The sequence below is a fragment of the Glycomyces sp. NPDC047010 genome (assembly GCF_040644205.1).
GTDB lineage: Bacteria > Actinomycetota > Actinomycetes > Mycobacteriales > Micromonosporaceae > Glycomyces.
This window is the reverse complement of record NZ_JBEYVY010000006.1, coordinates 252,952-277,206: the sequence shown is the minus strand read 5'-3', so window position 1 is coordinate 277,206 and position 24,255 is coordinate 252,952. Positions and strand designations below refer to the sequence as shown.

Genomic DNA, 24,255 nt, shown 5'->3' with positions numbered 1-24,255 from the left:
GGGCCGCGCGCAGTCTAGACCTGCTGTGCCCCAAGGGGTTCGGCAAGAACTGTCGGGTTCCCGACAAAACCCGGTGCGACACCCCGAAACGGGTCCCTCCGGGCCCCTGCGTCTCTGAGGAGCGCGCATTACCATCGACACACCGGACGACACCGCGAAGAACGACACGCCGTCGAACATGAGAGCTGGAACCGATATGGGATCACCCGAGGGATCGGGCGCGAACGGCCTTCCGACCCCGGCGGAGAACGCCGCGCTGCTGGAGAAGGCCCTCTTCGAGATCAAGAAGGTCATCGTCGGCCAGGACGCCCTGGTGGAGCGCATGTTCGCGGCCCTCCTCGCCCGCGGCCACTGCCTCATCGAAGGCGTGCCCGGCGTCGCGAAGACCCTCGCGGTCGAGACCATGGCGAAGGTCGTCGGCGCCGAGTTCAACCGCATCCAGTTCACCCCCGACCTGGTGCCCGCCGACATCGTCGGCACCCGCATCTACCGCCAGTCCTCGGAGTCCTTCGACGTCGAACTCGGCCCCGTCTACACCAACTTCGTGCTCGCCGACGAGATCAACCGCGCCCCCGCGAAGGTCCAGTCCGCGATGCTCGAAGTCATGGCCGAGCAGCGCATCTCCATCGGCGGCCAGACCCACGTCCTCCCCAAGCCGTTCCTCGTCATGGCCACCCAGAACCCCATCGAGCAGGAGGGCGTCTACCCCCTGCCCGAGGCCCAGCGCGACCGCTTCCTGTTCAAGGTCAACGTCGGCTACCCCACCGACGCCGAGGAACGCGAGATCGTCTTCCGCATGGGCGTCGACTCCCCGATCCCCGAACGGGTCCTCGACACCGACGACCTCCTGCGCCTCCAGCAGGCCGCCGACGGCGTGTTCATCCACAACGCCCTCGTCGACTACGCCGTCCGCATCGTCATGGCAACCCGCAACCCCGCCGCCGCGGGCCTGGGCGCCATCGCCCGCCACATCCAGTACGGCGCCAGCCCCCGCGCCTCGCTCGGCCTCATCCGCGCCACCCGCGCCATCGCGCTCCTGCGCGGCCGCGACTACGCGCTCCCGCAGGACCTCGACGACATCGCACCCGACGTGCTGCGCCACCGCCTCGTCCTCTCCTACGACGCCATGGCCGACGGCATCACCGCCGACCGCCTCGTCGCCCAGCTCCTCGCCGCCGTCCCCGCCCCCACGGTGACGCCCCGCCAGGACGCCGCGCCGCGCCCGGCCGAACCGTCCCCGACCTACCAGCAGCCGCAGCAGCCGGGGGCCTGGTAGCCGCGTGAACGCCGCCGACCTGCGCGCCCTCGACCGCCTCCAGCTCCTGGTCACCCGCCGCCTCGACGGGCTCCTGCACGGCGACTACCTGGGCCTGCTCCCCGGACCCGGCTCCGAGCCCGGCGAGGCCCGCGAGTACCGGGCCGGGGACGACGTGCGGCGCATGGACTGGCCCGTCACCGCCCGCACCACGACACCGCACGTGCGCACCACGATCAGCGACCGCGAACTGGAGACGTGGCTCGCGATCGACCTCTCGCCGAGCCTCGACTTCGGCACCGTCGGGATGCTCAAGCGCGAACTCGCCGAAGGCGCCGTCGCCGCCTTCTCCTACCTCGCCGGACGCGGCGGCAACCGCATCGGCGCCGTCGTCACCGAAGGCGGCCCCGCCAAGGCCATCCCGCCCCGGCCCGGCCGCGGCGGCGCCCGCTCCCTCCTGCGCACCGTCACGAGCCTCCCGCGCGGCGAAGGGGCCGGGAACCTCGCCGAGCTCATCGACAAGACCCGCCGCCACGCCCGCCGCCGCGGCCTCGCCATCGTCATCTCCGACTTCCTGGAGGATGAGGAGAACCCGAGCGACTGGTCCCGCGAACTGCGCCGCCTCGCCGTGCGCCAGCAGGTCCTCTGCGTCGAAGTCCTCGACCCGGCCGAACTCGCGCTCCCCGACGTCGGCGTCCTCGACCTCATGGACCCCGAGACCGGCGCCACCGTCGAAGTCCAGACCGGCAACGCCCGCTTCCGCGCCCGCTACGCCGAGGCCGCCGCCGAGCAGCGCGCCCGCATCGCCGCCGGCATCCGCTCCGGCGGCGCCGCGCACCTGCGCCTGTCCACCGGCTCCGACTGGCTGCGCGACATCGCCGCGTTCGTCGCCGAACGCCGCCACCTCGCCGCCTACCGCTGAACGCCAACTACGCCAAGGAGAACCGTTGATCCGCCTGCTCGAACCCGCATGGCTGCTGGCGCTCGTCCCCGTCGCGGTCCTCGCGGCGGTGTACGTCTGGGCCCAGTTCGCCCGCAAGCGGATCGCCGTCAGGTTCGCCAACGCCTCGCTCCTCGCGAAACTCGTCCCCAAGCTCCCCGGCTGGCGCCGCCACCTCCCCGCGGGCCTCCTCGTCATCGCGCTGGCCGTCCTTGTCGGCGGCATGACCCGCCCCGCGGTCGACGTCGAGGAGCCGCAGGAGCGGGCCACGATCATCCTCGCCATCGACGTGTCCCTGTCGATGATGGCCTCGGACGTCGACCCGACCCGCATCGACGCCGCGAAGTCCGCGGCCTCCGACTTCGTCGCCGAACTGCCCGAGCAGTACAACGTCGGCCTCGTGTCCTTCGCCGGGTACGCCTCGGTCGTCGTGCCCCCCACCAAGAACCGCGCCGAGGTCACGTCCGCGATCAACGGCCTCACCCTCGCGGAGGCCACCGCCACCGGCGACGCCGTGTTCGCGTCCCTCCAGGCCGTCCAGCAGGTCATGCCCGACGAGTCCGGGCAGCTCGCGCCCGCCCGCATCCTCCTGCTCTCCGACGGCTACCGCACCGCCGGGCGCACCGTCGACGAGGCCGGGGAGGCCGCCGCCGCGGCCGAGATCCCCGTCTCCACCGTCGCGTTCGGCACCGACGAGGGCGTCATCGAACTCGACCAGGAGCTCGTCTCCGTGCCCGTGGACCGCGAGGCCCTCGCCGGGCTCGCCGAGGACACCGGCGGCGAGTACTACGAGGCCGTCACCGCCGAGCAGCTCCGCGCCGTCTACGAGGACATGGGCTCGTCCCTTGGCTACCGGACCATCGCCGAGGACGTCTCGCAGTGGTTCATCGGCACCGCGATGATCCTCCTGTTCGCCGCGGCCGGGCTGAGCCTGGCGTGGACCTCCCGCCTCACCTGAGTCCGGCACCACACGGTCCGTGAAGGCCCCTTCGCCCCTGAAGTGGCCCGTCGCTACGATCGTCGGTGGCTTCGTACAAAGAACATGAGGGAGTTCGGACAATGGCGCGCACGGTCCTGGTCACCGGAGGCAACCGCGGAATCGGCCTGGCGATCGCCAAGGCGTTCGCGGCCCAGGGCGACAACGTCGCCGTCACCCACCGCGGCTCCGGCGCCCCCGACGGCCTCTTCGGCGTCCAGTGCGACATCACCGACACCGCCTCGGTCGACGCCGCGTTCACCGAGGTCGAGGACAAGTTCGGCCCCGTCGAGGTCCTCATCGCCAACGCCGGGATCACCGACGACACGCTGCTGCTGCGCATGAGCGACGAGCAGTTCGAGCGCGTCGTGGACACCAACCTCAAGGGCGCCTGGCGGGTCGCCAAGCGCGCCTCCTCGAAGATGCTCCGCGGCAAGTTCGGCCGCATGATCTTCATCTCCTCGGTCGTCGGCCTCTACGGCAACGCCGGGCAGACCAACTACGCCGCGTCCAAGGCCGGGCTCGTCGGCCTCGCCCGCTCCATCACCCGCGAACTCGGCTCGCGCAACATCACCGCGAACGTGGTCGCCCCCGGCTTCGTGCAGACCGACATGACCGATGCGCTCCCCGAGGCCCAGCGCAAGGCGTACCTCGACTCGATCCCCGCGAAGCGCTTCGGGGCCGTCGAGGAGATCGCCGGAGCCGTCACCTGGCTCGCGGGCGACGGCGCCGCCTACGTCAACGGCGCGGTCATCCCCGTCGACGGCGGCCTGGGCATGGGCCACTAGGCCCGGATAGTTTTCAAGCACCGATAACGCACGGAGGAACACACATGTCTGGAATCTTGGACGGCAAGAGGCTGCTCGTCACCGGTGTCATCACCGAGCAGTCCCTCGGCTTCGGCGTGGCCAAGTACGCGCAGGAGCAGGGCGCCGAAGTGGTCCTCACCGGTTTCGGGCGACTCTCCCTGGTCGAGCGCATCGCCAAGAAGCTCCCGACGCCCGCCCCGGTGGTCGAGCTCGACGCGACCGACCCCGAGCAGCTGGCCGGGCTCGCCGACAAGGTCCGCGAGCACGTGGACGGCCTCGACGGCGTCCTCCACGCCATCGCCTTCGCCCCGCCCGGCGCCCTCGGCGGGAACTTCCTGAACACCGAGTGGGCCGACGTCGCCAAGGCCGTCGAGGTCTCGACGTTCTCCTACAAGTCCCTGGCCGTCGCCTGCCTGCCGCTCATGGAGAACGGCGGCGCGATCGTCGGCCTCGACTTCGACGCGCAGCAGGCGTGGCCCGTGTACGACTGGATGGGCGTCGCCAAGGCCGGCCTGGAGTCCGTCAACCGCTACCTCGCCCGCGACCTGGGGCCCAAGGGCATCCGCGTCAACCTGGTCTCCGCCGGTCCGCAGCGCACCATGGCCGCCAAGTCCATCCCCGGCTTCGTGGCCTTCGAGGAGGCGTGGACCAAGCGCGCCCCCCTCGGCTGGTCCCTCACCGACTCCGAGCCGGTCGCCAAGGCGTGCGCCGCCCTCCTGTCCGACCTGTTCCCGGCCACCAGCGGCGAGATCGTGCACGTCGACGGCGGGTTCCACGCCGTCGGAGTCGAGCGCACAGAGCAGTAGCGGAGCCGCGTCATGACAGCCATCGACAACACGGACGGCTACGACGCCGTCCTGCTCGTCTCCTTCGGGGGCCCCGAGGGCCCCGGCGACGTGCTGCCCTTCCTGCGCAACGTCACGCGCGGCCGCGGCATCCCCGACGAGCGCCTCACCGAGGTCGCCGAGCACTACTACCACTTCGGCGGGATCTCGCCGATCAACCAGTGGTGCCGCGAGGTCATCGAGGCCCTCCGCCAGGAGTTCCGCAAGAACGGCATCGACCTGCCGATCTACTGGGGCAACCGCAACTGGCCGCCCATGCTCGTCGACGCCGTCACCCAGATGACCGGCGACGGCGTGAAGAAGGCCCTCGCCCTGTGCACCAGCGCGTACGGCTCCTACTCCTCGTGCCGCCAGTACGTCGAGGACATCAACGCCGCCCGCGCCGCCGTCGGCGAGACCGCGCCGCAGATCGACAAGATCCGCCACTTCTTCGACCACCCCGGGTTCGTCGGCGGCTTCGCCCGGCAGCTCAAGGGCTCGCTCGACCAGATCGAGGACCAGTCGAAGACCCGCGTCGTCTTCACCGCGCACTCCATCCCCGACGTCATGGAGGAGTGCTCCGGCCCCGAAGGCGCCCGCTACTCCGACCAGGTCGCCGAGGCCGCCGCGCTCGTCGCCGAGCACGCCGGCTGGACCGGGCCCTTCGACGTCGTCTGGCAGTCCCGCTCGGGCCCGCCGTCGATGCCGTGGCTCGCGCCCGACGTCAACGACCACCTGAAGGTCCTCGCCTCCGAAGGGGTCGACACCGTCGTCGTCAGCCCCGTCGGGTTCCTCTCGGACCACATCGAGGTCCTCTGGGACCTCGACAACGAGGCCAAGGACACCGCCGCCGACCTGGGCCTGCGCTACCTGCGCGCCGGGACGCCGACCGTCGACGCCGACCTCGTCGGCATGTTCCGCGACCTCGTCGCCGAACGCGTCCAGAACGCGCCCATCCGCCGCCTCGGCAAGCTCCCCGTCTGGGACCCGACCGTCGAGGGCTGCTGCCCCGCGCGCCGGCCCCCGGCACCGGAGAAGCGGGGCCGCTGACCGCACCGGGCCCGCGCACGGAGCCGCTTGCACCGCATCGCGAGCCGCTCCGTACGCGGGCCCGGACCGTCGTCCCCGCAGGTGTCCGCCACGTGACATGCTTAACGGGTGGACGACGTATTCATCTGGATCATCGTCGCCGTTATCCTCGGCGCGGTCGAACTCTTCACCGGCACCCTGGTCCTCGCCATGGTCGCCGTCGGAGCCGTGCTCGCGGGCATCGGGGCCGCCGTCGGCGCCCCCCTCTGGCTCCAGGCCGTGCTCTTCGGCGTCGGCTCCATCGGCTCGATCTTCGGCCTCCGCCCCTTCCTCAAGCAGGCCCTCGAATCGGACACCGGCGCCCAGGCGCACCGCCCGTTCGGCACGCGCGCCATCGAGGGCGCCGAGGCCCGCGTCATCGAGACCGTCGACCTCTCCGGCGGCCTCGTCGAGATCGCCGGGGACAACTGGACCGCCTACCCCCTCGAACCCGACCAGCTCCTCGAACCCGGGGACACCGTCACGGTCGTCGAGATCAAGGGTGCGACGGTCATCGTATGGAAGCAGTCGTTACCGGCAGGCGGCCGTTCAGTACCCTCGTGCCCATAGCCCGCCCGATCCGCCAGACCACTGGAGGCTGAGAAACCATGGAACCCGTAGGCATACTGCTCCTGATCGTCGCGTTCTTCCTGATCATCGTGCTGTTCCGATCGATCAAGATCGTGCCCCAGCAGTGGAACTACATCATCGAGCGCCTCGGCCGCTACCGCCGCACGCTCGAACCCGGGCCGCGCCTCCTCGTCCCCTTCGTGGACTCCGTCCGCGCCAAAGTGGACCTCCGCGAGCGCGTCGTGAACTTCCCGCCGTCGAGCGTCATCACCGCCGACAACCTCGGCGTGCAGATCGACACGGTCCTCTACTACATCATCACGCAGCCCACCGCGGCCGTGTACAACATCGACGACTACCTCGCGGGCGTCGAGCAGCTCACCACCACCACGCTCCGCAACGTCGTGGGCTCCCTCGACCTGGAGAAGGCCCTCACCAGCCGCGAGGAGATCAACGCCCGCCTCGCCGCCGAGCTCGACAAGGCCACCGACAAGTGGGGCCTCAAGGTCACCCGCGTCGAGCTGCGCTCCATCGAGCCGCCGCTGAGCATCCGCGACGCCATGGAGAAGCAGATGCGCGCCGAGCGCGACCGCCGCGCCGCGATCCTCAACGCCGAGGGCACCAAGCGCGCCGCGATCCTCAACGCCGAGGGCGAGCAGCAGTCCGCCGTCCTCCGCGCCAAGGGCGAGCGCGACGCCGCGGTCCTGCGCGCCGACGGTGAGGCGAAGGCCATCCAGACGGTCTTCGCGGCGATCCACAAGGCCAAGCCCACCGACCGCCTCCTCACCTACCAGTACCTCCAGACGCTGCCCACGATCGCCCAGGGCGACGCCAACAAGGTCTGGGTCGTCCCGGCCGAGCTCACCAAGGCCCTCGGGAACATCGGCGACGCGTTCGGCGGCGGCGACAAGTCCGGCCAGGCCGCGGAGGAAGAGGTCGAGGTCGACACGAGCGCCCTCGAACTCGACGACTCCGCGCTCCAGGCCCTCGAAGCGGCCCAGCAGGCCGCCCGCGAGGTTCAGGACCTCGGCGACGGCAAGAAGGACCGCGGCGAACTCCCGCCCGCTCCCGCGTAAGCACACGTGACGGTCGGGACCCCCTGACGGGCGGTCCCGGCCGTTTCGCTCGCCATGGGGCACAATGACCGCGTGCCCGCCACCGACATCACCGACCCCGAAGACGAGCGCCTCGCCGACTACCGGGCCCTCACCGACCTGGCCCTGCGCACCCGCTTCGAGCAGCCCCACGGCCTGTTCATCGCCGAAGGCCACCAGGTCATCGGCCGCGCCCTGCGCGCCGGGTACCGCATGCGCTCCATGCTCATCGACGCCAAGCGCGTCGACCAGCTCGCGCACCTCGCCGAGGACGCCCCCTGCTACGCCGCCGGACCCGACGTCCTCGAATCCGTCACCGGCTTCCACGTCCACCGCGGCGCCCTCGCCTCGTTCCACCGCAAGGAACTCCCTGCGCCGGCGCAACTGCTGACCGCGGTCAGGCGACTCGTCGTCCTCGAAGGCATCAACAACCACACGAACATCGGCGCGATCTTCCGCGTGGCCGCGGGCCTCGGCTTCGACGGCGTGCTCCTCGCGCCGGACTGCGCCGACCCGCTGTACCGCCGCAGTGTGCGCGTCTCGATGGGGGAGGTGTTCGCCGTCCCGTACGCCTACCTCGACGAATGGCCCGCGGGCCTCTCCCAGGTCCGCGAAGCGGGGTTCACGCTCCACGGCCTCAGCCCCTCGCGCGGCGCGATCGACATCGGCCAGGTCACCGCCGCCGAACGCGAGCGCCCGGCGCTCCTCTTCGGCGCCGAGGGCCCCGGCCTCACCGGGGCCGCGCTCGACGCCTGCGACCGCACCGTCGTCATCCCGATGCACGCGGGCGTCGACTCCCTGAACGTGGCCGCGGCGACCGCCGTGGCCTGCTGGGAGCTGTCGCAGCCGACGCCGCGCTAGAGGCTCACCGTCGCGAACTCCGACTCGCAGGGCGGGCCCCACGTGTAGGAGAACTTCAGCGCGTCCAGCTCCAGGTGCGCGGCGAGCGCGGTGTGGGTCCGCAGCTCCTCCGGGTCGCTCTCGACGGGGTGGCGGCACAGGCCCAGCGGCCCGCCGTCGTGGTCCCGCATGGCCGCGTGCAGGTGCTCCGTGGTCACGGGGCTCTCCTTGGCCAGCAGGTGCTCCATCCGGTCGCACCGGTGGTACGTGGAGACCCGGCCGGTCTCCAGCCAGCTCTGGTACACCCCGAGCGCCTCGGGGTCCCGGAAGTGGTTGGCGTGCACCAGGGGAGCAGTGCCGTCCTGGTAGATCACGCGCGACCCGAGCGGCGAGGTCTCCACGGTCGCGACGCCGGAAGCGGCGCTCCCGATGAAGAAGTTCGCCGAGCAGGCCGGCCTCGGCGCCACCGCATGACCGACGGCCTCGGCGAGCGTGCTCGACTGCAAGATCCGCCACGTCCGCAGGTGGAAGGGCACGGAGTCGATGTTCCAGTCGTCGACGCTCGCCCCGAGTCCGTTGACGCACAGGCCGATCCCGGCCGAGTTGATCCCGATCTTGGTCCCGGCGACGCCGGCCTCGGTGAACCCGACCACGGTCGTCTCGCCGTGCTTCCACTGGAGGAGCGCCCCCTCGACTCCGGTGAACCAGTCCCAGTTCTGCCCGATATGGGTCCCACCGGCCGCGAACACGCCATCCGCTCCACCGAACGAAGTGCACTCCGACCGAATCGACTCGATGGTGGGCCGCCCGAACTCGCTCCAAGCGCTGTACAGCAGCTCGTACCGGGCGTTCAGCAGGGCGATGTCGAGGATGTTCTGCCCGGACCCGTCGGCGATCCCGTCCATGATCGCGCGGTACTGCGAGTCCTCCTTGGTGAAGATCCCGAGGTAGTGCTGCGACCGCTCGGCGAGCGAGTCCTCCGGGAGCCCCGAGGTGAGCATCCGAGACCGGTACACGGCCACGTTCGTCGCGATCTGCTCCCTGAGCTGCTCGCCTTGCTGCACGCCCTGGCGGTAGGGACTTCCCTGGAGGTGGATGAGGGGCAGTTCAGTCATGCGAGTCATTGTGACAGAAGCGATATCGCCCCGCCACCGCGAATTCTCAGCGGCCCATGAGCGACTGCTCGACCTGCGAGTAGTGGATGGTCCACCACTTCACGAGCCCGGTCTGGCCGGGCAGCAGGTGGTCGCAGGCGGAGTTGTGGCGCACGTAGTGCCACTCGATGACCCAGTTGTCCGTGAGCCGGTCCCACCACAGCTGGTGCGTGGCGAGCCCGATCTCTGGCTCCCCGACGTCGAACACCGACCGGTAGCCCCCGGCGAACGCCCGGATGCGCTCGCAGTCGAGACCTCGCTCGTCCCCGTACGTGAAGTAGAACACCGCGGCACGGGCCATCTCCCGTGCATAGGACGAAATCGTCAGCCGGTCCCAGTCCAGGATCGCGGAGATCCGATCGTCAGGCCCGTGCAGGACATTGTGAGGATGCAGGTCGCCGTGCGTGTACCCCGTGTACTGCGGCGCCAGGTCCGGCGGCCGCCGGTCCCCGAGCCGCACCAGCAGCCCCCGCTTCAACCGCAGCGTCTGCTCCGCGGTCGCCTCGAACCCGGTCTTGTCCCCGCGCCCGGCCGCGACCAGCTCCAGCAGCCGGTCGACCTTCTGCAAGGCGGCCTCCGTCGTCGGAGGATTCTCGACCTTGGGAGCGCGGTCCGCCGGGATGGAAGCATGGAGGGTCCGGTGCAAACGCCCGATAACAGACCCCAGGTCCCGGCACGCATCACGGGACATCGACAACCCGCTCCGGTGCCGCCCCCCGACCCACGGGAAGACGCCGAACTCCTCGCCCTCCAGGAAGATGGTGGTGCGCCCGTCCCTGCTCAGCACCGGCAGGACCACCGGGACGCCGTTGCCCCCCAGGGTCTGCAGCACATGGAACTGGAACTGGAGTTCGGGCCCCGTGACGTCCCTGAACAGCTTCAGCAGGTACGACCCGCTCGACGTGTCCACGCGCCAGGACCGGTTCATCAACCCGGTCTGCACCCGCTGCATCTGGTAGATCTGCCCCAGATCCCAATGCGCCAGCGCCGCGTCGGGGAGTCGAGGCGCGGTCACGGTCATACCCCCAAGCGTAGCCGCCGCCCGCCCCCCGCCCCGACCGCGAACCCCCCTTGCGCAACCCCCGGAACCGTCGTGTAAAGTTTCGTCTCGTGCCGGGGCAAGCCAAAAGGCCCACCTGGCAGCCAAAACAAACTCCATATACACTCTCAGTGTGCACGCGCGGGTGGCGGAATGGCAGACGCGCTAGCTTGAGGTGCTAGTGTCCTATTATGGACGTGGGGGTTCAAGTCCCCCCTCGCGCACACTTCAGAAGGCTCCAGGTATCTGGGGCCTTCTTTTCTATGGCCAAGACGGCTCCTTTCCTTTGGTGCCTGCTAACGACCAGCCGAAAAGACAGCCCCGTTTCGGCAGCATAAGAGCCCCTTTTGGACAGATCGGTGCTCGCGGATCGCGTCGTTCATCAGATCGGCACCCTGCCTGACGCGAACGTATGGCGCAGCTCCCGCGGCGTCCACGAACCCTGGATCCCCGCCCTGGCGACACGATCCCGCTCGACTTCCAGCCGCGCCGTGCCCGCCACTTCTGCTGCCGCACCTGGTGATCGAGAAGCATCTCCAAAGCAAGATCGGGGATCGCGACCGTACGCCGGCTCCCGGGCGTCTTCGTTTCCCCACCTGCTCGGACCGAGTGCCAGATCTCCACATGCGGCACCGAGTCCACCTCGTGCTCGCGACCGCAGGAGCAGATCTGGCCCACGAGCGGGTTGAGATGGAGGTGGCGTCATTCGAGCGGCCACGCTACCTCGGTGCGGATGCTGGCGAGCGCCGACAGGGCGATGTGGACCCCGATCAGCTGTATGGCGCTGGCTTCGAGCAGTGCATAGACCTATCCGAGCGTGAGCGCCTTGCTCGGCCTCCCGGGGCCCGTCCCTCCTGGCGGGTCGACGAGCTCGGCGACGTTCCGATCGACATGGTTGTGTGCTTCCGCGAACCGGATGACCCGCCGCAGCGTGCTCACGCGCCGCTTGACCGACGATGGCGACAGCTCCGCAGCCATCGCGTCGATCCATGCCTCGAAATAGTCGGCCCGCAGCCGCTTCAGCCTCGCGCGTCCCGTCGGCGAGGAAGTCCCTGCAGGCGTCCGCGAGGGTGTACTTGTCGCCGAGTTCGATCCCGTTGTCGTATTCCCTCCGAAGCTTCTCCAGCTTCGCCGAGACCTCTGCGATGCTGCGGCCCTGGACAGACGGGCGGATCCTGCTCCCATCGGGTCGCGTGCCCAACGAGAGCGCCCCGATGAACCGTTGGTTGCGAGTGACCCAGTAGATCGAGCCGGCGCCTTTCCTGGCTGGTCCTCCGACCACGCAGCGAACCAGACAGGCATCGAAGACGCCCGCCGTTGGCTTACTCGCGAACAACCCGGCGGCGGCGTGACAGGGCGGTGAGACCGGGCACGATCAGCGTCGAGGGAGAAACATTCGCAAGCCCGCGGGTGTTGCGCGGCATATGAGGACTCCGCAGCCCCTTCGGCTCTCACTGCTGGACCGCGCCGTCATTGCCGAGGGTCAGACGGCCGCTGAGACCCTACGGGAGGTGGTGAGCCACGCCAAGCAGGCCGAGGAACTGGGCTTCCACCGCTACTGGGTGGCCGAGCACCACAGTGTCCCCGGCATTGCCGGTTCGGCGCCCACCGTGCTCGCAGCCGCCGTCGCGGCAGCGACCGGCCGCATTCGGGTCGGCACCGGCGGCGTGATGCTGCCCAACCACCGGCCGCTGGTAGTCGCCGAGCAGTTCGGGGTCCTGGAGTCCCTGTTCGAAGGTCGCATTGACATGGGCCTGGGCCGCACCCTCGGGTTTGTCCCGGCCGTCCGCGCGGCACTGGGCCACGACCTGGACGACGGCGACGACTTCGACGACCTCCTGACCGAACTCCTCGGCTATTTCACCGGCGAGCAGCGATCCCACCCGGGCGTGCACGCGCGGCCCGGCGAAGGGCTGCGCCCCGAACCCTTCGTCCTGGCGGTGGGATCAGGCGGCGAGTACGCCGCCAAGCACGGTGTAGGCCTGGTCATCGCCGCTTCGAAAGAGCTCGCGGCCACACGCGCCAAGATCGACGACTACCGGCGCGGTTTCCGGCCCTCCGCGTGGCGATCTGGACCGTACGTCGTCGTGGCGCAGACGGTCGCCGTCGCCGCGACCCGCGAAGCGGCCGAGGACCTGCTGCTCCCCGAGTACTGGTCCACCGCGCAGTCCCGCACCAAAGGCGAGTTCGGGCCGCTGCGGCCCCCGGCCGAGATCCGGGCGGCCGCGAAGACCCGCCGCGAGTCCATGTACCTCGAACAGGCGCTCGCGGGCGCGGTCTACGGTACCGCCGACGAGGTCGCCCCTCGTCTGGCGGGCCTGGTCGAAGCGACCGGTGCGGACGAGCTCCTCATCGGCACCACTTCCTACGACCGCAAGGCCCTGTTCGACTCCCACCGCCGACTCACCGAACTCACCGACCTCACAAGCCACTAAGGTCTGTTTTCAGGTTCATTGGCGACGGTTAGTACGCCAGGGAGACTTCTCCTCGTCGCGCTCCTGGCCGCCGTCGAGCTCGCCGTCCTCGCCGGTGCGGGCGCTCGGCTGGGGCCTGCTCACCGTCAGCCCCTGGATCATCTACGCGCTCGGACGCCTCCTCGCGCGGGCGTCGAGGACCACGGCGGGATTCCTCGCCGGACGCCGCCTCGCCGACGACCTCCCGACCGTCTGGCTCCTGGAGGAAGGCATCGTCCACGGCCTCCTGATCATGCCGGTCGCCGCGCTCCTCGGCCTGGCGGCCATGGTCATCGACGCGATCGCACGCGTGCTCTCGCAACGGGACACCCTGCTGGGCATGCATCTGGCCGACACGCCGCAGCGCGTCCTGCTCGCCGCGCAGCGCCGCGAGATGCTCCTGCCGACCGCCATCCTGGGTGGCATCGCCCTCGTCGCGGGCCGCCGCCGGCTCCACGCTCGGCGCCGTGCGCCTGCTCAATCCCGCCACCATCGGCGTCCTCGCGGGACTCCTCGCCCTGGCCGCCCTCGCGTGGACCGCCGCCGACCGGGCCGTGCGCCCGGTCCTCACCCGCGTCAGCACCGACCTCACCGAGCGAGAATGACTACATGCAACAGGCCGGACAAGCGTTCCAGAATGCCTTCCCGATCGGATGTTCCTGCCGTGATCCCGCCGGTAACCAGCCTGGTAAAGACCGCTTCTCTCCACCAGAGTCATCTTGAAGACCGCTCGTTCCGGTCGACCCGCTCTGGGCGGTCGGCCGAGTGCCGAGCAGGTCCCCTCCTGTGTCGACAGTTGGCGACACCATTGCAGCGGAAGGAAAGCGATGTCTAAGAACACCGTCCTCAAGAGGAACACGGCACGCGTCTCGGCGATGCTCACCGGCCTCGCGATCGCGGCGACCATGGCGGGGTTCACGATCTCCGGCGCTGCCTCTGCGGCACCCGCGCCCGTCCAGAACGAGACGTCGACCGCCGCCGGTGAGTACACGGCCCAGGCCAAGTTCTTCGGCAGCTTCAGGACCTCCACGCTGTGCGTGGAGAAGGCGCGCTGGGTCGAACTCAACGGCACCGCCGTCACCGACGCCTGGTGCGTGCAAGGCAACGCCATGGGCACCATCTGGCACCTGTACTACGAGGGGCGCCTCTAACCGACCGGCTCGACCCCGCGCAAGACCCCGAAGCGACGGCTTCGGGGCGGGGTTTCACAGCCCCAACTTGTCATCGGCGCGCTGGCTTGAGGCTCGCATGTCGTCGAGGTAGGCGCAGAGCGCTCGCAGTGCCCCGGTGTCGGTTCGGTACAGCCGCCGGGCGCCGTCACACGCTCGACGAGGAGCCCGGCGTCCCTCAGGACTCGGAGGTGCTGCGAGACCGCCGGGGCGCTGACCTCGGCAAACCGTCTGCTGATCTCTCCCGCCGAGAGTTCGTCCGTCGGCAGCAGTTCGAGGACGCCGCGGCGGCGTGGTGCTCCGAGCACCTGGAGCGCCCGTCCGCTGTCGAAGCTCATGCGGCACTGAGCCGGCGGCGTGGAGCGGGGCCGGGCGCCCCGCTCCAGGGATGCTCTCTGCGAGTCCGGTGTTCCTCCATCAGCCCGCCGGCGCCGGGCTCGGCTCGCTGCCTGATGCGTCAGGCGTCGAGGGGGACGTCGGCGACAAGGGGGAGGGTCGGTGTCGGTGAGCCTCCTGCGGGTTCTTCGGTCACGGCGATGACCTCGATGCCGCTCGTGCCGTCGATGAGCATGGTCGCCGAGGAGTCGCCGGGGTTCATCACTCCCGCCGAGACCGGTGTCGCGCCCTCGACGGCCCACACCTGGTAGGCGCGGTCGGCGCCGGTGTCGGGCAGGCCCGAGACCACGACCACCGCTTGGTCGAGTCCGGCCGAGGAGATGACGGTGACGCTGCCGCCGCCTTCGGCGCCGGTGAAGGCGACCTCGGCGTCGGGGGCCGCCAGGACGGCCGATACGCGATCGGATTCAGTGGGTGCGGTCCGCGGCAGCAGCGACCAGGTGGCGAACACCCCGGCGAACGCGGCGGCCACGGCGAGTCCGGCCGCGCCCAGCGCCAGCCGCAGGCGCCTGTGGCCCATGGCCGGCCGCGGCCCGCGCCGCTGTGAGAGGCGGGCGGCTCTGCTGCGCGCCGCTCGCGTATCGGGCCGTTCGGGCTCGGGGGCGCGCGTCGCGGGTGCCTCCTGGCGCGTGTGGTGGACCCGGGCGAGGACGGTTGCGCGCAGGCGCATCGGCGGGTCGGCGTGCGTCGAATCGGCCAGGCGGGCAACGGTTTCGCGCATTTCGTCGGCCTCCTGCGCGCACGAGGCGCACGAGTCGAGGTGGCCTTGGATGCGGTCGCGCTCGTCGGGGTCGACGGCGTCGAGGGCCCAGGCGCCGATCAGGGCGTGGTCGTCGGTGCTCATCGGGCCGCCTCCAAGCAGTCGCGCAGCTTGATCAGGCCGTCCCGGATGCGGGACTTCACGGTGGGGACCGGCGCGTCCAGCAAGGTCGCGACCTGCCCGTAGGTGTGCCCGCCGTAGTAGGCGAGGGTGACCGCCTGGCGTTGCAGCTCGGTCAGGGTCTTGAGGCAGCGGCGGACCTGGCGGTGCTCCAGGCGGCCTTCGGCGGCCTCGGCCACCTGGTCGTACTCGACCTCCACCGACTCGGCCGCGACGCGCCGCTCCCGGTCCCCGGCGGCCTGCGCCGACCGGACCCGGTCGACGGCCTTGCGGTGGGCGATCGTGGTGATCCACGCCTTGGCCGAGCCGCGGCGCTCGTCGAAGCGGGTCGCGGTGCGCCACACCTCGACCATGGCCTCCTGGACGACCTCCTCGGCCTGCGCGGGATCGCGGACGATGCGCAGGCACAGCCCGTACACGCGCGGCGCGGTCCGGTCGTACAGCATCGCGAACGCGTCCTCATCGCCCAAGGCGGCGCGGTGGAGGAGGGACTCGGGAGTGTCGGGGTCGATGCCCGACACCGCCGACAAGTGCGGGCGGTCCTCCCTGCGATGGGTGTGGGCACCCTGTTCGAACATCAACGCGCTCCCGTGGTCGATCGGTCAAGTCCCCACCGATTCGGAGCCGGGGCGACCGCGGATGGGTGCCGAGCCGAAATCGCGTCCGACGGGGTGATGCCCTCCGGTGCGACCCATCCGTGCAGGCGGCGGCTTCGAATGAAGGGCAGAAGGACTCAGCGACAGGGGTGGGACGATGACCGCACAACGCACCACGGCACGGTGCCATCCGCGGCCCACCGCTGCTCGTCCCCTCCCCGCGGCGGGGGCGACCGGAGGGGCCCGATGAGAGAGGCGCACTCCCTGATCGGCGCCTGGGTCCTCGATGCGGTCGACGCCCGCGAGCGGGCCCTTGTTGAGGCGCACCTCATCGACTTCCCCTCCTGCGCAATGGAAGCGGCTGAGCTGCTGGAAGCGTTCGCACGCCTGGCCGACACCACCGATACAGAACCGCCCGCGCGGCTGCGCGGCAGGGTCCTCGCCGCCGCCCGCCGCACCGAGCAGGCGACACCGCAACCCCGCCAAGTTGCGTCGAGCCCCGCACCGCCGGTCCAGAAGGGACGAGCGCGAAGAGTGCCACGCTGGGCCTCGATGCTGGCCGCGGCCGCGCTCGGTCTGGCCATCACGATGGCCGGTGGGGTCCTGACCTGGTCGCAGCTCGCCTCCAGCGAACCGGACGCATCACCCGAGCACTTCAGCGCCGTCATCGACGCCGCGGACGCGACCGTCTCCTCCGCGACCACTGCCGACGGCGGCCTGATCACCGTGACGGCCTCGGCCGAACTCGACCAGGCGGTCATCACCATGGAGGGACTCCCTGCGATCGGGGACGACCGCTCCTACGAGATCTGGCTGATGGAGCCCGACGGCCCGGTCGCCGCAGGCATCCTCGACCCCGGCGAGACTTCAGCGACCCTTCTCGTCAACGGGCTGGCCGACGCCGCGGCCATCGCCCTCACCGAGGAGCCCGCGGGTGGTTCGACCGCCCCGACGCGACCGGCGATCGCGCACCTTCCTATTGGCGTCCCCGAAGCACCCTGAGGTGAGGGGAACGCGAAGCAGCGCCAGCCGGAAGGGCTTCCGGCCGGCGCTCTCGCGCCGCTGCTCGTGTCCCGGCCTGCCGCAGCAGACAGGAAACCAAAACGAGGACGCGTCTTGTGTGGTGGGAGTGTGTTAGGCGGGCATGAGGACGGTGTCGATGATGTAGACGGTGGCGTTGGCGGTCTGGACGTTGCCGCAGACCACGGCGGCCTCGCCGTTCACGGTGAAGTCCTCACCGGCGCCCTCGACCGTCAGGCTCTCGCCCTGGAGCGTCGCGTGCTCACCGGCCAGGTCCTCAGGGGCGAGGCGCCCGGCCACGACGTGGTAGGTGAGGATCGAGGTGAGGGTCTCGGTGTCGGCGAGGACGGCCTGGAGGTCGGCCTCGGGGATCTTCGCGAACGCCTCATCGGTGGGCGCGAACACGGTGATGTCCTCGGCGGTGTTGAGCGTGTCGCCCAACCCCGCCTCGGTCACCGCGGTCACCAGCGTCGACAGCACCGGGTTGTTGCCCGCCGCGGTCGCGACCGGGTCGTCGGCCATACCGGTGAAGGAGCCCTCCCCGTCGGCGGGCACCGCGGAGCACGCGGCGCCGAACTCGCCGGCCGGGGTCATGGCCTCGGTGGTCTCCTCGGGCATGGACTCCTGGGTGGCGGAGGTGTCCTCGGCGGCGTCGTCGCTGCCGGCGTCGTCCGAGCACGCGGACAGCGCGATCGCGCATCCCGCGGCCAGGGCGAGTGCTCCGGCGCGGGTCAGGAGTCGATTGCTCATCTGGATTGCCTCTCTCATCGGGTACCGGGCCCAGACGCCTTCGGCGCCCTGCCATGCCCCAGATTCGGCACCGGGATGACCGCGGATGGGTCCCCACCCAAACATTTCTTCCACCCCGCCCGGCCGACAGGCCGGTCACTGCCGCTCATCCGTTTGCCTGGTGCAGACGTGCAGCAGGAGCGCGATCATCGTCAGGCCCGCGGCCATCGCGACGAGGTGCTCGGCGATGGCGACGACCGGTGTCTTCAACGGCTCTTGACTGGTGACAGGGAAGACCACCCACAGGACTCTCCAGGCGTTCCAGGCGAAGAGGGACCCCGAGGCCACGAAGCCGACGGTCACGGGCATCCAGAGGCGAACCCGCGCCGGGCCCGGGCCGGACAATGCCCACACGCTCCAGACGCCGAGTACCGCCCACAGTGCGCTCGTGGCCGTCAGGAGTCGCACATCGAGGTTCCACAACTCCCGTGCCGCAGGATTGAGGCCGGCGGTTCCCCCTGCCGCCCAGTACATCCACGCCACCGCCGAGACGCCCGCCGCCACCGAAGCCGTTACCGAGAGCGCCCGCGGGGGCCGCGCTGCCGGACGGAGGCCGCCGGTGGTGCCGGTGAACGCGCGGGGCCAGCGCTCGCGCATGTAGAGCGGCACCGCGACGAGCAGTCCGAGCGCCATCCCGGCGAAGCCGACGGTGATCAGCGCCGTCTCCCATGCGGGGAGCACCGACTCGCCCGCATCGGGACCGCTCGGAGCTTCCGCGCTGATCCCGGCCGCGTCGAGGAGCGCGGACAGCACCGTGTACGGCAGCAGGGAGACGAGGAACCCGGCTGCGGTCCAGGCGAAGAGCAGCACCAGCGGTGCGGGGATGCGCATGCCCCACGGCTGCGCCAGCGCGAGTCCGAGCGTCACGCCGAGCACGGCCATGGCGATGGTGACGGTGTTGAGGGCGATCCAATCGGACAGGTCCGCTTCCAGTTCCCGTGGTGCGGCTCCGGCGAGGGTGCCCAGGACCCATACGGCCTTGACCGCCAGGTACAGCGACATCGAGGCGGCCGCAGTGAAACCCGCAGTGCGGCGGACTATGACCAGCCGCGGCGGCGACTCCGAAGGGGCTGGGGCCGTGCCGTTGTGCTTGTCGCTCATGACGACGAGTCTCGCCGCCGGGCCGCGACCCGTCCTCACCCCGGCGAGGGTCACGACTCACTCGCGCGGGGGAGGTGATCCTAGGAGACCGGGTACCCCCGGTTCGGCCACCGGCCGCCGTCCTGGAGCCTGCCTATATCAATACAGAGCTGTATTGTATTGTTTTAGGATGAGCACTGCCGACCGCACTCCCGGCCGACCCCGCAGCATGGAGGCCGATGCCGCGATCCTTCAAGCCGCCCTTGACCTCCTGATCGAACGCGGGGCCGAGGCGACCAGCATCGAGCAGGTCGCCCGGCAGGCCGGGGTCACCCGGGCGACGGTGTACCGGCGCTTCCCCACCAAATCGGAGCTGCTGATCGCCGCGGTCGAAGCCTCGTACGGCAACCCGTCCGCGACACCGGAGATCCGGGACGTCGAGCACCTGCTGTCGGGCTGGGCGTCGGTCCTCGCGGCGCCGCGCCAGCGCCGCCTCCTCAGGCGCCTGTACGGCGCCTTCGAGGACTTCCCCGAGATCGCCCGCGCCTACCAGGACCAGCTCGGCCGGCAGCGAAGCGACGTCCGCCTCGAAGTCCTCGAACGGGCCCGCAAGCGAGGGGAACTGCCCGAGTCGACCGAGCCCGAGATCCTGCTCGACATGCTCACCGGCGCGGCCTGGCAGCACCTGGTCACGCGCCCGGACACCTGCACGCCCGCGGAGGCCGAGCAGTACCTGCGGGCCGTGCTCCGCCAAGCCGGCTACCGCCCCACCGAGAAGGAGCAATAGGAATGAAGACCGCCAGCATCGAAGCGCAGCAGCGCTCCCGGGCGTTCGCCCGAGTCATCGGCCCCTACGTCGCCGCGTTCACCACCCTCTACGCGATCCGCCTGCCCGACGGCATCGACGTCCTCGACGACCTGTTCACCCAGCCCGGCCTGGTCATGCTCCTGGGCACCTTCATGTTCCTCGCCGGACTCATCGTCATCGGCCTCCACCGCAACTGGCGCGGCCCCCTCGCGATCACGGTGTCCCTCTTCGGTTGGTTCGTGGCCCTCCGCGGCTTCGCCCTCATCATGTCGCCTGACGCCATGCAGGCGGGGGTCGAAGCCACCATGGGCAATCCGACGACGGTCACCGTGGCCCGCATCGGCTTCGCCGCGATGGCGGTCATGGGCCTGCTGCTGACCTATGCCGGGTGGTTCTCCAGGCCGGCGGCCACGAATTCCGCGGCACCGTCCTCGACCGTGACGCCGTAGCGGCCGAGTCTCGTTCGCATCGGCCCTGCGGACCGTGTTAGGATACGACCCGTGACGTATCCTAATGATCAGCCGAGGCCGCCGGGCCGGCCGCGGGACGAGGCGCGCGAGGCCGAGATCCTCCGCATCGTCCTTGCGCTCCTCGGCGAGTCCGGCATCGACGGCGTGACCTTCGAGGAGGTCGCCCGCCGCGCACAGGCGTCGAAGAAGACCCTCTACCGGCGGTGGGCGACGAAGCAGGAGATGGTGGTGGCCGCGATCAAGGCCGGGCCGGCGGCGGGGAACCGGCCCGATCCGATCGACACCGGCTCGCTCCGCGGCGACCTCCTCGCGCTCCTCGAACGCCTGGAGGCGACCATGGACGCGGGCTCGTCCGTGAGCCTCACCATCCTCCAAGCGGGCCTGCGCGATCCCGAACTCTGCCAGTACATCGAGGACTCCGCGGGCCCGACCGGCGCCCGCCTCACCGAGACCGTCAGGCGCGCCGCGATCGAACGCGGCGAACTCCCGGCCACGGCCGACCCGTTCACGTACGAGGAGGTCGGCGCCGCAGTGCTCGTCCTCCGCAAGCTCAACGGCCTCACCACCGACGCGGCCTACCGCGAGGCGCTCGCCGACGCCGTCCTCATCCCCGCGCTGCGAAGCGGCGTCGCCGCAGGCCAGCACGGCATCTTCTCCGGCCGGCCGACCCCGGCCACCGACCGAAAGGACCAGTGATGACCACGATCCCAGGCTTCGCCTACGACCGCCTCCCCGGCGCCGACGGCGTCGAACTCAACGTCGCCCACGCGGGCGAGGGCCCGCCCGTGGTCCTCCTGCACGGCTTCCCGCAGACCCACCTGATGTGGAGCGCCGTCGCCCGCGACCTCGCCCGCGACCACACCGTCATCGCCCCCGACCTCCGCGGCTACGGCGACAGCGACAAGCCCGAGGAGACCGCCCCGGACACGTACGCCAAGCGCACCATGGCGAACGACGTCATCGCGGCCGCCGCCCGCCTCGGCCACGACCGCTTCGCCCTGATCGGCCACGACCGCGGCGCGCTCGTCGCCGTCCGCGCGGGCCTCGACCACCCCGAGATCGTCTCCCACCTCGGCATCCTCGACGTGCTCCCCACCCTGGACACCTGGGACGTCCTGCACGGCGCCGACGCGAAGGTCGCCTGGCACCTCTACCTCATGGCGCAGCCCAAGGGACTGCCCGAGAAGATGATCGCCGCGGTGGCCGAGGAGTTCTTCGCCTCGTTCCTCGACGCGTGGGACCCCGCCGGGACCACGTTCTCCGCCGAGGTCCGCGAGCACTACCTCCGCGCCTCCGTGAACGCGGTGCCCTCGATCGTCGCCGACTACCGCGCCACCGCCGGGATCGACCTCGACACGGACCGCGCCGACCGCGCCGCGGGCCGCACCCTCGCCATGCCCGTCGCCGCGATCTCCCAGGACTGGGGAAGCGCGCTCGGCTTCGACCCCGAGAAGATCTGGGCCGCCTGGGCCCCCGACTTCACCTACGAGCCGATCGACGCCGGGCACTTCATGGCCGAGGAGGACCCGGACCGCATCGCCGCGTTCACGCGGGCCCTCATCGCCCGCTAGCGGAACGGAATGCGAGGAATAGCCATTTCCTGACGTTTTCCGGCGTTACGATCAGCCTGATTGGCGGCCTGCGGGACCGGGGGCTCTGCCGGGCTTCGCGGCCGTCTCCAGGTCGAACGGAGGCAGGACGATGGCGCAGAACAACAGCCGAGCGGCATGGGCGGCGGGAGGAACGACGCTCGCCGCGTGCTTGATGATCATGGTCGGCGTCTGGCAGGTCCTCATGGGCCTCGCCGCGATCGCCGAGGACGCGATCTTCGTGACCACGCCGAACTACATGCTCCAGCTCGACCTCACCGGCTGGGGCTGGACCCACCTCATCATCGGCGCACTCGCGGCCGTGACCGGCATGTTCATCTTCACCGGCCGCGCGTGGGCGCGCTGGCTCGGCATCATGCTCGCGGTGCTCTCGGCGACCGCGCAGTTCTTCTGGATGCCGTACCAGCCGCTGTGGGCGATCACCGTGATCGCCGTCGACGTGTTCGTGATCTGGTCCCTCGCGGTGTCCGGCGCGGCCGCCGACACCGGGAGCGACGGCTACCGGGCCGCCGAGCCGTCCGACTGGAGCACCAAGGACACCCAGCCGGGCGAGCCCTTCGCGAACCCGAGCCGCACCATGTACGACCGCCAGACCGAGGACGCCCCGGCCGAGCAGGCCGAGTCCATGACCCGGCCCGCCCAGCGGCCCATGGACTCCGAGTGACGACCTAGCCGCCGTTGTGGCGTTCGGCGAGGCGCTCGACCTGGTCGGCGCCGATGTCGGTCGTCCACTCCCAGCCGGGCTTGGCGGTGGGGCCGACCCGGGGGTCGCCGGGGACGCGGCCCGCTTGCAGGGCGAGGACGTAGGCCCGGTCCTGCTCGATGCGGGCGTGCAGCTCGTCGGCGCCGCCGACCGACCCGTGGCCGGGGACGACGACGTCGACCCCGCCCGCCACGGCTTCGAGCCGCTGGAGCCCGAGCAGGTACTCCGCGATCGGATCGTTGGCGTCGTCGAGCGTGTCGAGGTTCGGCACAAGGACGTCGGAGAGCATGTCGCCCGCGATGAGCACTCCCTGCTCCTCGACGAGCAGCGCCGCATGGCCCGGGGCATGTGCCGGGTGCTCGATGATCCGGACCCGCGTTCCCTCCCAGGGGATCTCGGTCGCCCCGGGGGGCAGGCCCGTGAGGAGTCCGAACAGGTCCAGCGGGGTGTCGTCGGCGATCTCCGGGGGCAGCCCCTCGGCGGCGAGAGCCCTCCAGTCGGGGTTCGACCGGAAGTCCCGCATGCGGGCCGCGCACCGGGCGGTGCCGTATCGGGGCGCGTCGCCGAGGTCCGGGTGCCAGAGCACGTGGTCCCAGTCGGGGTGCGTCGCGAAGCCCGCCGCGACGCTCCGGCCCGACTTGCGGAGGTCTGCTGCGAGGCAGGCCATCTCGGCATCGGTCAGCCCGGGGTCGACCAGCAGCACGCCGGACGGGCCGTCCACGACGACGGCGTTGTTCTCCAGAAGCGCGCTCTGGTGGACCAGCACGCCTTCCGCGACCTGGCTCAGCATGGGATGCCTCCTCGGGATGCTCGGCCACCGCTCCACTCGGACGGTACGCCAAGCCTCGCATACGGGCGGGGGAGGAGCCGGGTCGCGGAGTGAGCGAGAGGCTAAGCCTAGTGTGCGAGCACCGCCAGGTACTCGTGGTGCTCGCGCAGCATGCCCGCGTCCGAGGCGTGGTCGACGGCCGGGTCCACGGGCTCACCACCGGCCTCGATGCCGGTGAGGGCCAGCCCGGTGCCTTCGAGGAGCAGCCGCAGGTCGGCGGGGCTGTAGCAGCGCAGCCGCTGGGTGATCACCCGCTCGGGCTCGTCCGCGTCCCACCATGAGTCGACCGCGACCGCCGCGACCGGGTCATAGGCCATGCGCTGGTGCAGTTCGTGCCGGTACCCGCGTTCAGGCGCGGGATGCAGGACCTCGGTGTCCCCGTCCCAGCGGGCCCATACGAGGGGGTTGTACACGTCGAGGAGTGCGGTCCCGCCGGGGGCGAGCCAGGCGGCGATGCGGCGCAGGAGCCTGCGCTGGTCCGCGTCGGTCCCGATGCCGAAGCCGTTCCAGTACGTCACGGCGTCGAAGGGCCCCGCGACGGGCACCTCGTAGAAGTCCCCGCGCACGACGTCGAGGCGTCCGCCGCTGCGTTCGGCGTGCGCCCGCGCGTAGTCGGCGCGGTCGGACAGTTCGACGGCCGTGACCCGATGGCCCGCCTCGGCGAACGCCGCAGCCGTGTTCCCGTAGCCGCATCCGAGTTCGAGGACCCGGTGCGGGCCCGGCCCGCAGATCGCCTCGAACCGTTCGGTCCTGGCGCGGTCGCGCGGGCCGACGCCCGATTCGGCCTCGCCCCACCAATGCCCGGTCCGCGAGTAGAAGTCCTTAGCCCATTCCATGGACTGAGGCTAGGAATCCTTGGCGTGCAGGGCAACCGCTTATCGAA

The 24,255-nt window shown here is 70.8% G+C and carries 27 protein-coding genes and 1 tRNA gene; 19 read left to right on the top strand and 9 right to left on the bottom strand.

From position 1 onward, the window contains the following. The first annotated feature begins 196 nt into the window (after positions 1–196). The 9 genes from AB0A65_RS14610 (at position 197) to AB0A65_RS14570 (ending at position 8,397) form a co-directional block, all read left to right on the top strand. Positions 197–1,276, top strand: a complete 1,080-nt coding sequence (locus tag AB0A65_RS14610) for a MoxR family ATPase (protein WP_359951363.1) — start codon at positions 197–199, stop codon at positions 1,274–1,276. 4 nt (positions 1,277–1,280) lie between these two features. Continuing rightward, positions 1,281–2,177: a DUF58 domain-containing protein gene (locus AB0A65_RS14605; protein ID WP_359951361.1), complete on the top strand. Its 897-nt coding sequence runs from the start codon at positions 1,281–1,283 to the stop codon at positions 2,175–2,177. A 25-nt stretch (positions 2,178–2,202) separates the two neighbouring features. Continuing rightward, positions 2,203–3,153: a VWA domain-containing protein gene (locus AB0A65_RS14600; protein ID WP_359951359.1), complete on the top strand. Its 951-nt coding sequence runs from the start codon at positions 2,203–2,205 to the stop codon at positions 3,151–3,153. Positions 3,154–3,254: 101 nt separating this feature from the next. Next, positions 3,255–3,959: a beta-ketoacyl-ACP reductase gene (locus AB0A65_RS14595; RefSeq protein WP_359951357.1), complete on the top strand. Its 705-nt coding sequence runs from the start codon at positions 3,255–3,257 to the stop codon at positions 3,957–3,959. A gap of 44 nt (positions 3,960–4,003) precedes the next feature. Next, positions 4,004–4,786 (top strand): enoyl-ACP reductase FabI, encoded by a 783-nt coding sequence (fabI, locus tag AB0A65_RS14590; protein WP_359951355.1) that lies wholly within the window; start codon positions 4,004–4,006, stop codon positions 4,784–4,786. Positions 4,787–4,798: 12 nt separating this feature from the next. After that, positions 4,799–5,854: a ferrochelatase gene (locus AB0A65_RS14585; protein ID WP_359951353.1), complete on the top strand. Its 1,056-nt coding sequence runs from the start codon at positions 4,799–4,801 to the stop codon at positions 5,852–5,854. Between the two features lie 108 nt (positions 5,855–5,962). After that, on the top strand, positions 5,963–6,442 hold the full coding sequence (locus tag AB0A65_RS14580; protein ID WP_359951351.1) for an NfeD family protein: 480 nt from the start codon (positions 5,963–5,965) through the stop codon (positions 6,440–6,442). 38 nt (positions 6,443–6,480) lie between these two features. Then, on the top strand, positions 6,481–7,518 hold the full coding sequence (locus AB0A65_RS14575; RefSeq protein ID WP_359951349.1) for an SPFH domain-containing protein: 1,038 nt from the start codon (positions 6,481–6,483) through the stop codon (positions 7,516–7,518). Between the two features lie 72 nt (positions 7,519–7,590). Next, complete coding sequence (locus AB0A65_RS14570) at positions 7,591–8,397, top strand: RNA methyltransferase (protein ID WP_359951347.1); 807 nt, start codon at positions 7,591–7,593, stop codon at positions 8,395–8,397. Here AB0A65_RS14570 and AB0A65_RS14565 read toward each other — a convergent pair. Then, complete coding sequence (locus AB0A65_RS14565; RefSeq protein ID WP_359951345.1) at positions 8,394–9,491, bottom strand: C45 family peptidase; 1,098 nt, start codon at positions 9,489–9,491, stop codon at positions 8,394–8,396. The genes AB0A65_RS14570 and AB0A65_RS14565 overlap by 4 nt on opposite strands. A gap of 46 nt (positions 9,492–9,537) precedes the next feature. After that, the gene (locus tag AB0A65_RS14560; RefSeq protein WP_359951343.1) at positions 9,538–10,551 is read right to left on the bottom strand and encodes a phosphotransferase; all 1,014 of its coding nucleotides are present in this window, start codon (positions 10,549–10,551) and stop codon (positions 9,538–9,540) included. A gap of 157 nt (positions 10,552–10,708) precedes the next feature. On the opposite strand from AB0A65_RS14560, the gene AB0A65_RS14555 reads away from it, so the two are divergent. The 4 genes from AB0A65_RS14555 to AB0A65_RS14540 all read left to right on the top strand — a co-directional run bounded on the left by AB0A65_RS14555 (position 10,709) and on the right by AB0A65_RS14540 (position 14,173). Next, positions 10,709–10,793: transfer RNA gene (locus AB0A65_RS14555), tRNA-Leu, on the top strand. Positions 10,794–11,993: 1,200 nt separating this feature from the next. Next, positions 11,994–13,004 (top strand): MsnO8 family LLM class oxidoreductase, encoded by a 1,011-nt coding sequence (locus AB0A65_RS14550; protein ID WP_359951341.1) that lies wholly within the window; start codon positions 11,994–11,996, stop codon positions 13,002–13,004. A gap of 437 nt (positions 13,005–13,441) precedes the next feature. Beyond that, positions 13,442–13,627: a hypothetical protein gene (locus tag AB0A65_RS14545; protein WP_359951339.1), complete on the top strand. Its 186-nt coding sequence runs from the start codon at positions 13,442–13,444 to the stop codon at positions 13,625–13,627. A gap of 222 nt (positions 13,628–13,849) precedes the next feature. After that, positions 13,850–14,173, top strand: coding sequence for a hypothetical protein (locus tag AB0A65_RS14540; RefSeq protein WP_359951337.1), 324 nt, complete (start codon positions 13,850–13,852; stop codon positions 14,171–14,173). On the opposite strand, the gene AB0A65_RS14535 is transcribed toward AB0A65_RS14540, so the two are convergent. From AB0A65_RS14535 to sigK, 3 genes are all read right to left on the bottom strand, one after another. Then, a complete protein-coding gene (locus AB0A65_RS14535; protein WP_359951335.1) occupies positions 14,170–14,529 on the bottom strand; it encodes a metalloregulator ArsR/SmtB family transcription factor in 360 nt (119 codons plus the stop codon). The genes AB0A65_RS14540 and AB0A65_RS14535 overlap by 4 nt on opposite strands. Before the next feature lie 119 nt (positions 14,530–14,648). Then, the gene (locus AB0A65_RS14530; protein WP_359951333.1) at positions 14,649–15,431 is read right to left on the bottom strand and encodes an anti-sigma factor; all 783 of its coding nucleotides are present in this window, start codon (positions 15,429–15,431) and stop codon (positions 14,649–14,651) included. Continuing rightward, positions 15,428–16,045 carry an ECF RNA polymerase sigma factor SigK gene (sigK, locus tag AB0A65_RS14525; protein ID WP_359951331.1) on the bottom strand — a complete coding sequence of 206 codons (618 nt, stop codon included), beginning with the start codon at positions 16,043–16,045 and terminating at the stop codon, positions 15,428–15,430. Before sigK ends, AB0A65_RS14530 begins: the two co-directional genes overlap by 4 nt. Positions 16,046–16,309: 264 nt before the next feature. Here sigK and AB0A65_RS14520 point away from each other — a divergent pair, with 264 nt between their 5' ends. After that, positions 16,310–17,065: an anti-sigma factor gene (locus AB0A65_RS14520; RefSeq protein ID WP_359951329.1), complete on the top strand. Its 756-nt coding sequence runs from the start codon at positions 16,310–16,312 to the stop codon at positions 17,063–17,065. Between the two features lie 132 nt (positions 17,066–17,197). On the opposite strand, the gene AB0A65_RS14515 is transcribed toward AB0A65_RS14520, so the two are convergent. Both AB0A65_RS14515 and AB0A65_RS14510 read right to left on the bottom strand, forming a co-directional pair. Next, positions 17,198–17,833, bottom strand: coding sequence for a fasciclin domain-containing protein (locus AB0A65_RS14515; RefSeq protein WP_359951327.1), 636 nt, complete (start codon positions 17,831–17,833; stop codon positions 17,198–17,200). A gap of 135 nt (positions 17,834–17,968) precedes the next feature. Continuing rightward, positions 17,969–18,973 carry a hypothetical protein gene (locus AB0A65_RS14510; RefSeq protein WP_359951325.1) on the bottom strand — a complete coding sequence of 335 codons (1,005 nt, stop codon included), beginning with the start codon at positions 18,971–18,973 and terminating at the stop codon, positions 17,969–17,971. A 169-nt stretch (positions 18,974–19,142) separates the two neighbouring features. Here AB0A65_RS14510 and AB0A65_RS14505 point away from each other — a divergent pair, with 169 nt between their 5' ends. From AB0A65_RS14505 to AB0A65_RS14485, 5 genes are all read left to right on the top strand, one after another. After that, the gene (locus AB0A65_RS14505) at positions 19,143–19,739 is read left to right on the top strand and encodes a TetR/AcrR family transcriptional regulator (RefSeq protein ID WP_359951323.1); all 597 of its coding nucleotides are present in this window, start codon (positions 19,143–19,145) and stop codon (positions 19,737–19,739) included. Positions 19,740–19,741: 2 nt separating this feature from the next. Beyond that, complete coding sequence (locus AB0A65_RS14500; RefSeq protein ID WP_359951321.1) at positions 19,742–20,209, top strand: hypothetical protein; 468 nt, start codon at positions 19,742–19,744, stop codon at positions 20,207–20,209. Between the two features lie 51 nt (positions 20,210–20,260). After that, a complete protein-coding gene (locus tag AB0A65_RS14495) occupies positions 20,261–20,926 on the top strand; it encodes a TetR/AcrR family transcriptional regulator (protein ID WP_359951319.1) in 666 nt (221 codons plus the stop codon). Then, entirely contained in the window at positions 20,926–21,801 is an 876-nt protein-coding gene (locus tag AB0A65_RS14490; RefSeq protein WP_359951317.1) for an alpha/beta hydrolase, read from the top strand. Before AB0A65_RS14495 ends, AB0A65_RS14490 begins: the two co-directional genes overlap by 1 nt. A gap of 130 nt (positions 21,802–21,931) precedes the next feature. Continuing rightward, positions 21,932–22,504, top strand: a complete 573-nt coding sequence (locus AB0A65_RS14485) for a hypothetical protein (RefSeq protein ID WP_359951315.1) — start codon at positions 21,932–21,934, stop codon at positions 22,502–22,504. A 4-nt stretch (positions 22,505–22,508) separates the two neighbouring features. On the opposite strand, the gene AB0A65_RS14480 is transcribed toward AB0A65_RS14485, so the two are convergent. Further along, positions 22,509–23,333, bottom strand: coding sequence for an MBL fold metallo-hydrolase (locus AB0A65_RS14480; RefSeq protein ID WP_359951313.1), 825 nt, complete (start codon positions 23,331–23,333; stop codon positions 22,509–22,511). A gap of 107 nt (positions 23,334–23,440) precedes the next feature. After that, a complete protein-coding gene (locus tag AB0A65_RS14475; protein ID WP_359951311.1) occupies positions 23,441–24,208 on the bottom strand; it encodes a class I SAM-dependent methyltransferase in 768 nt (255 codons plus the stop codon). Positions 24,209–24,255: the final 47 nt, after the last annotated feature.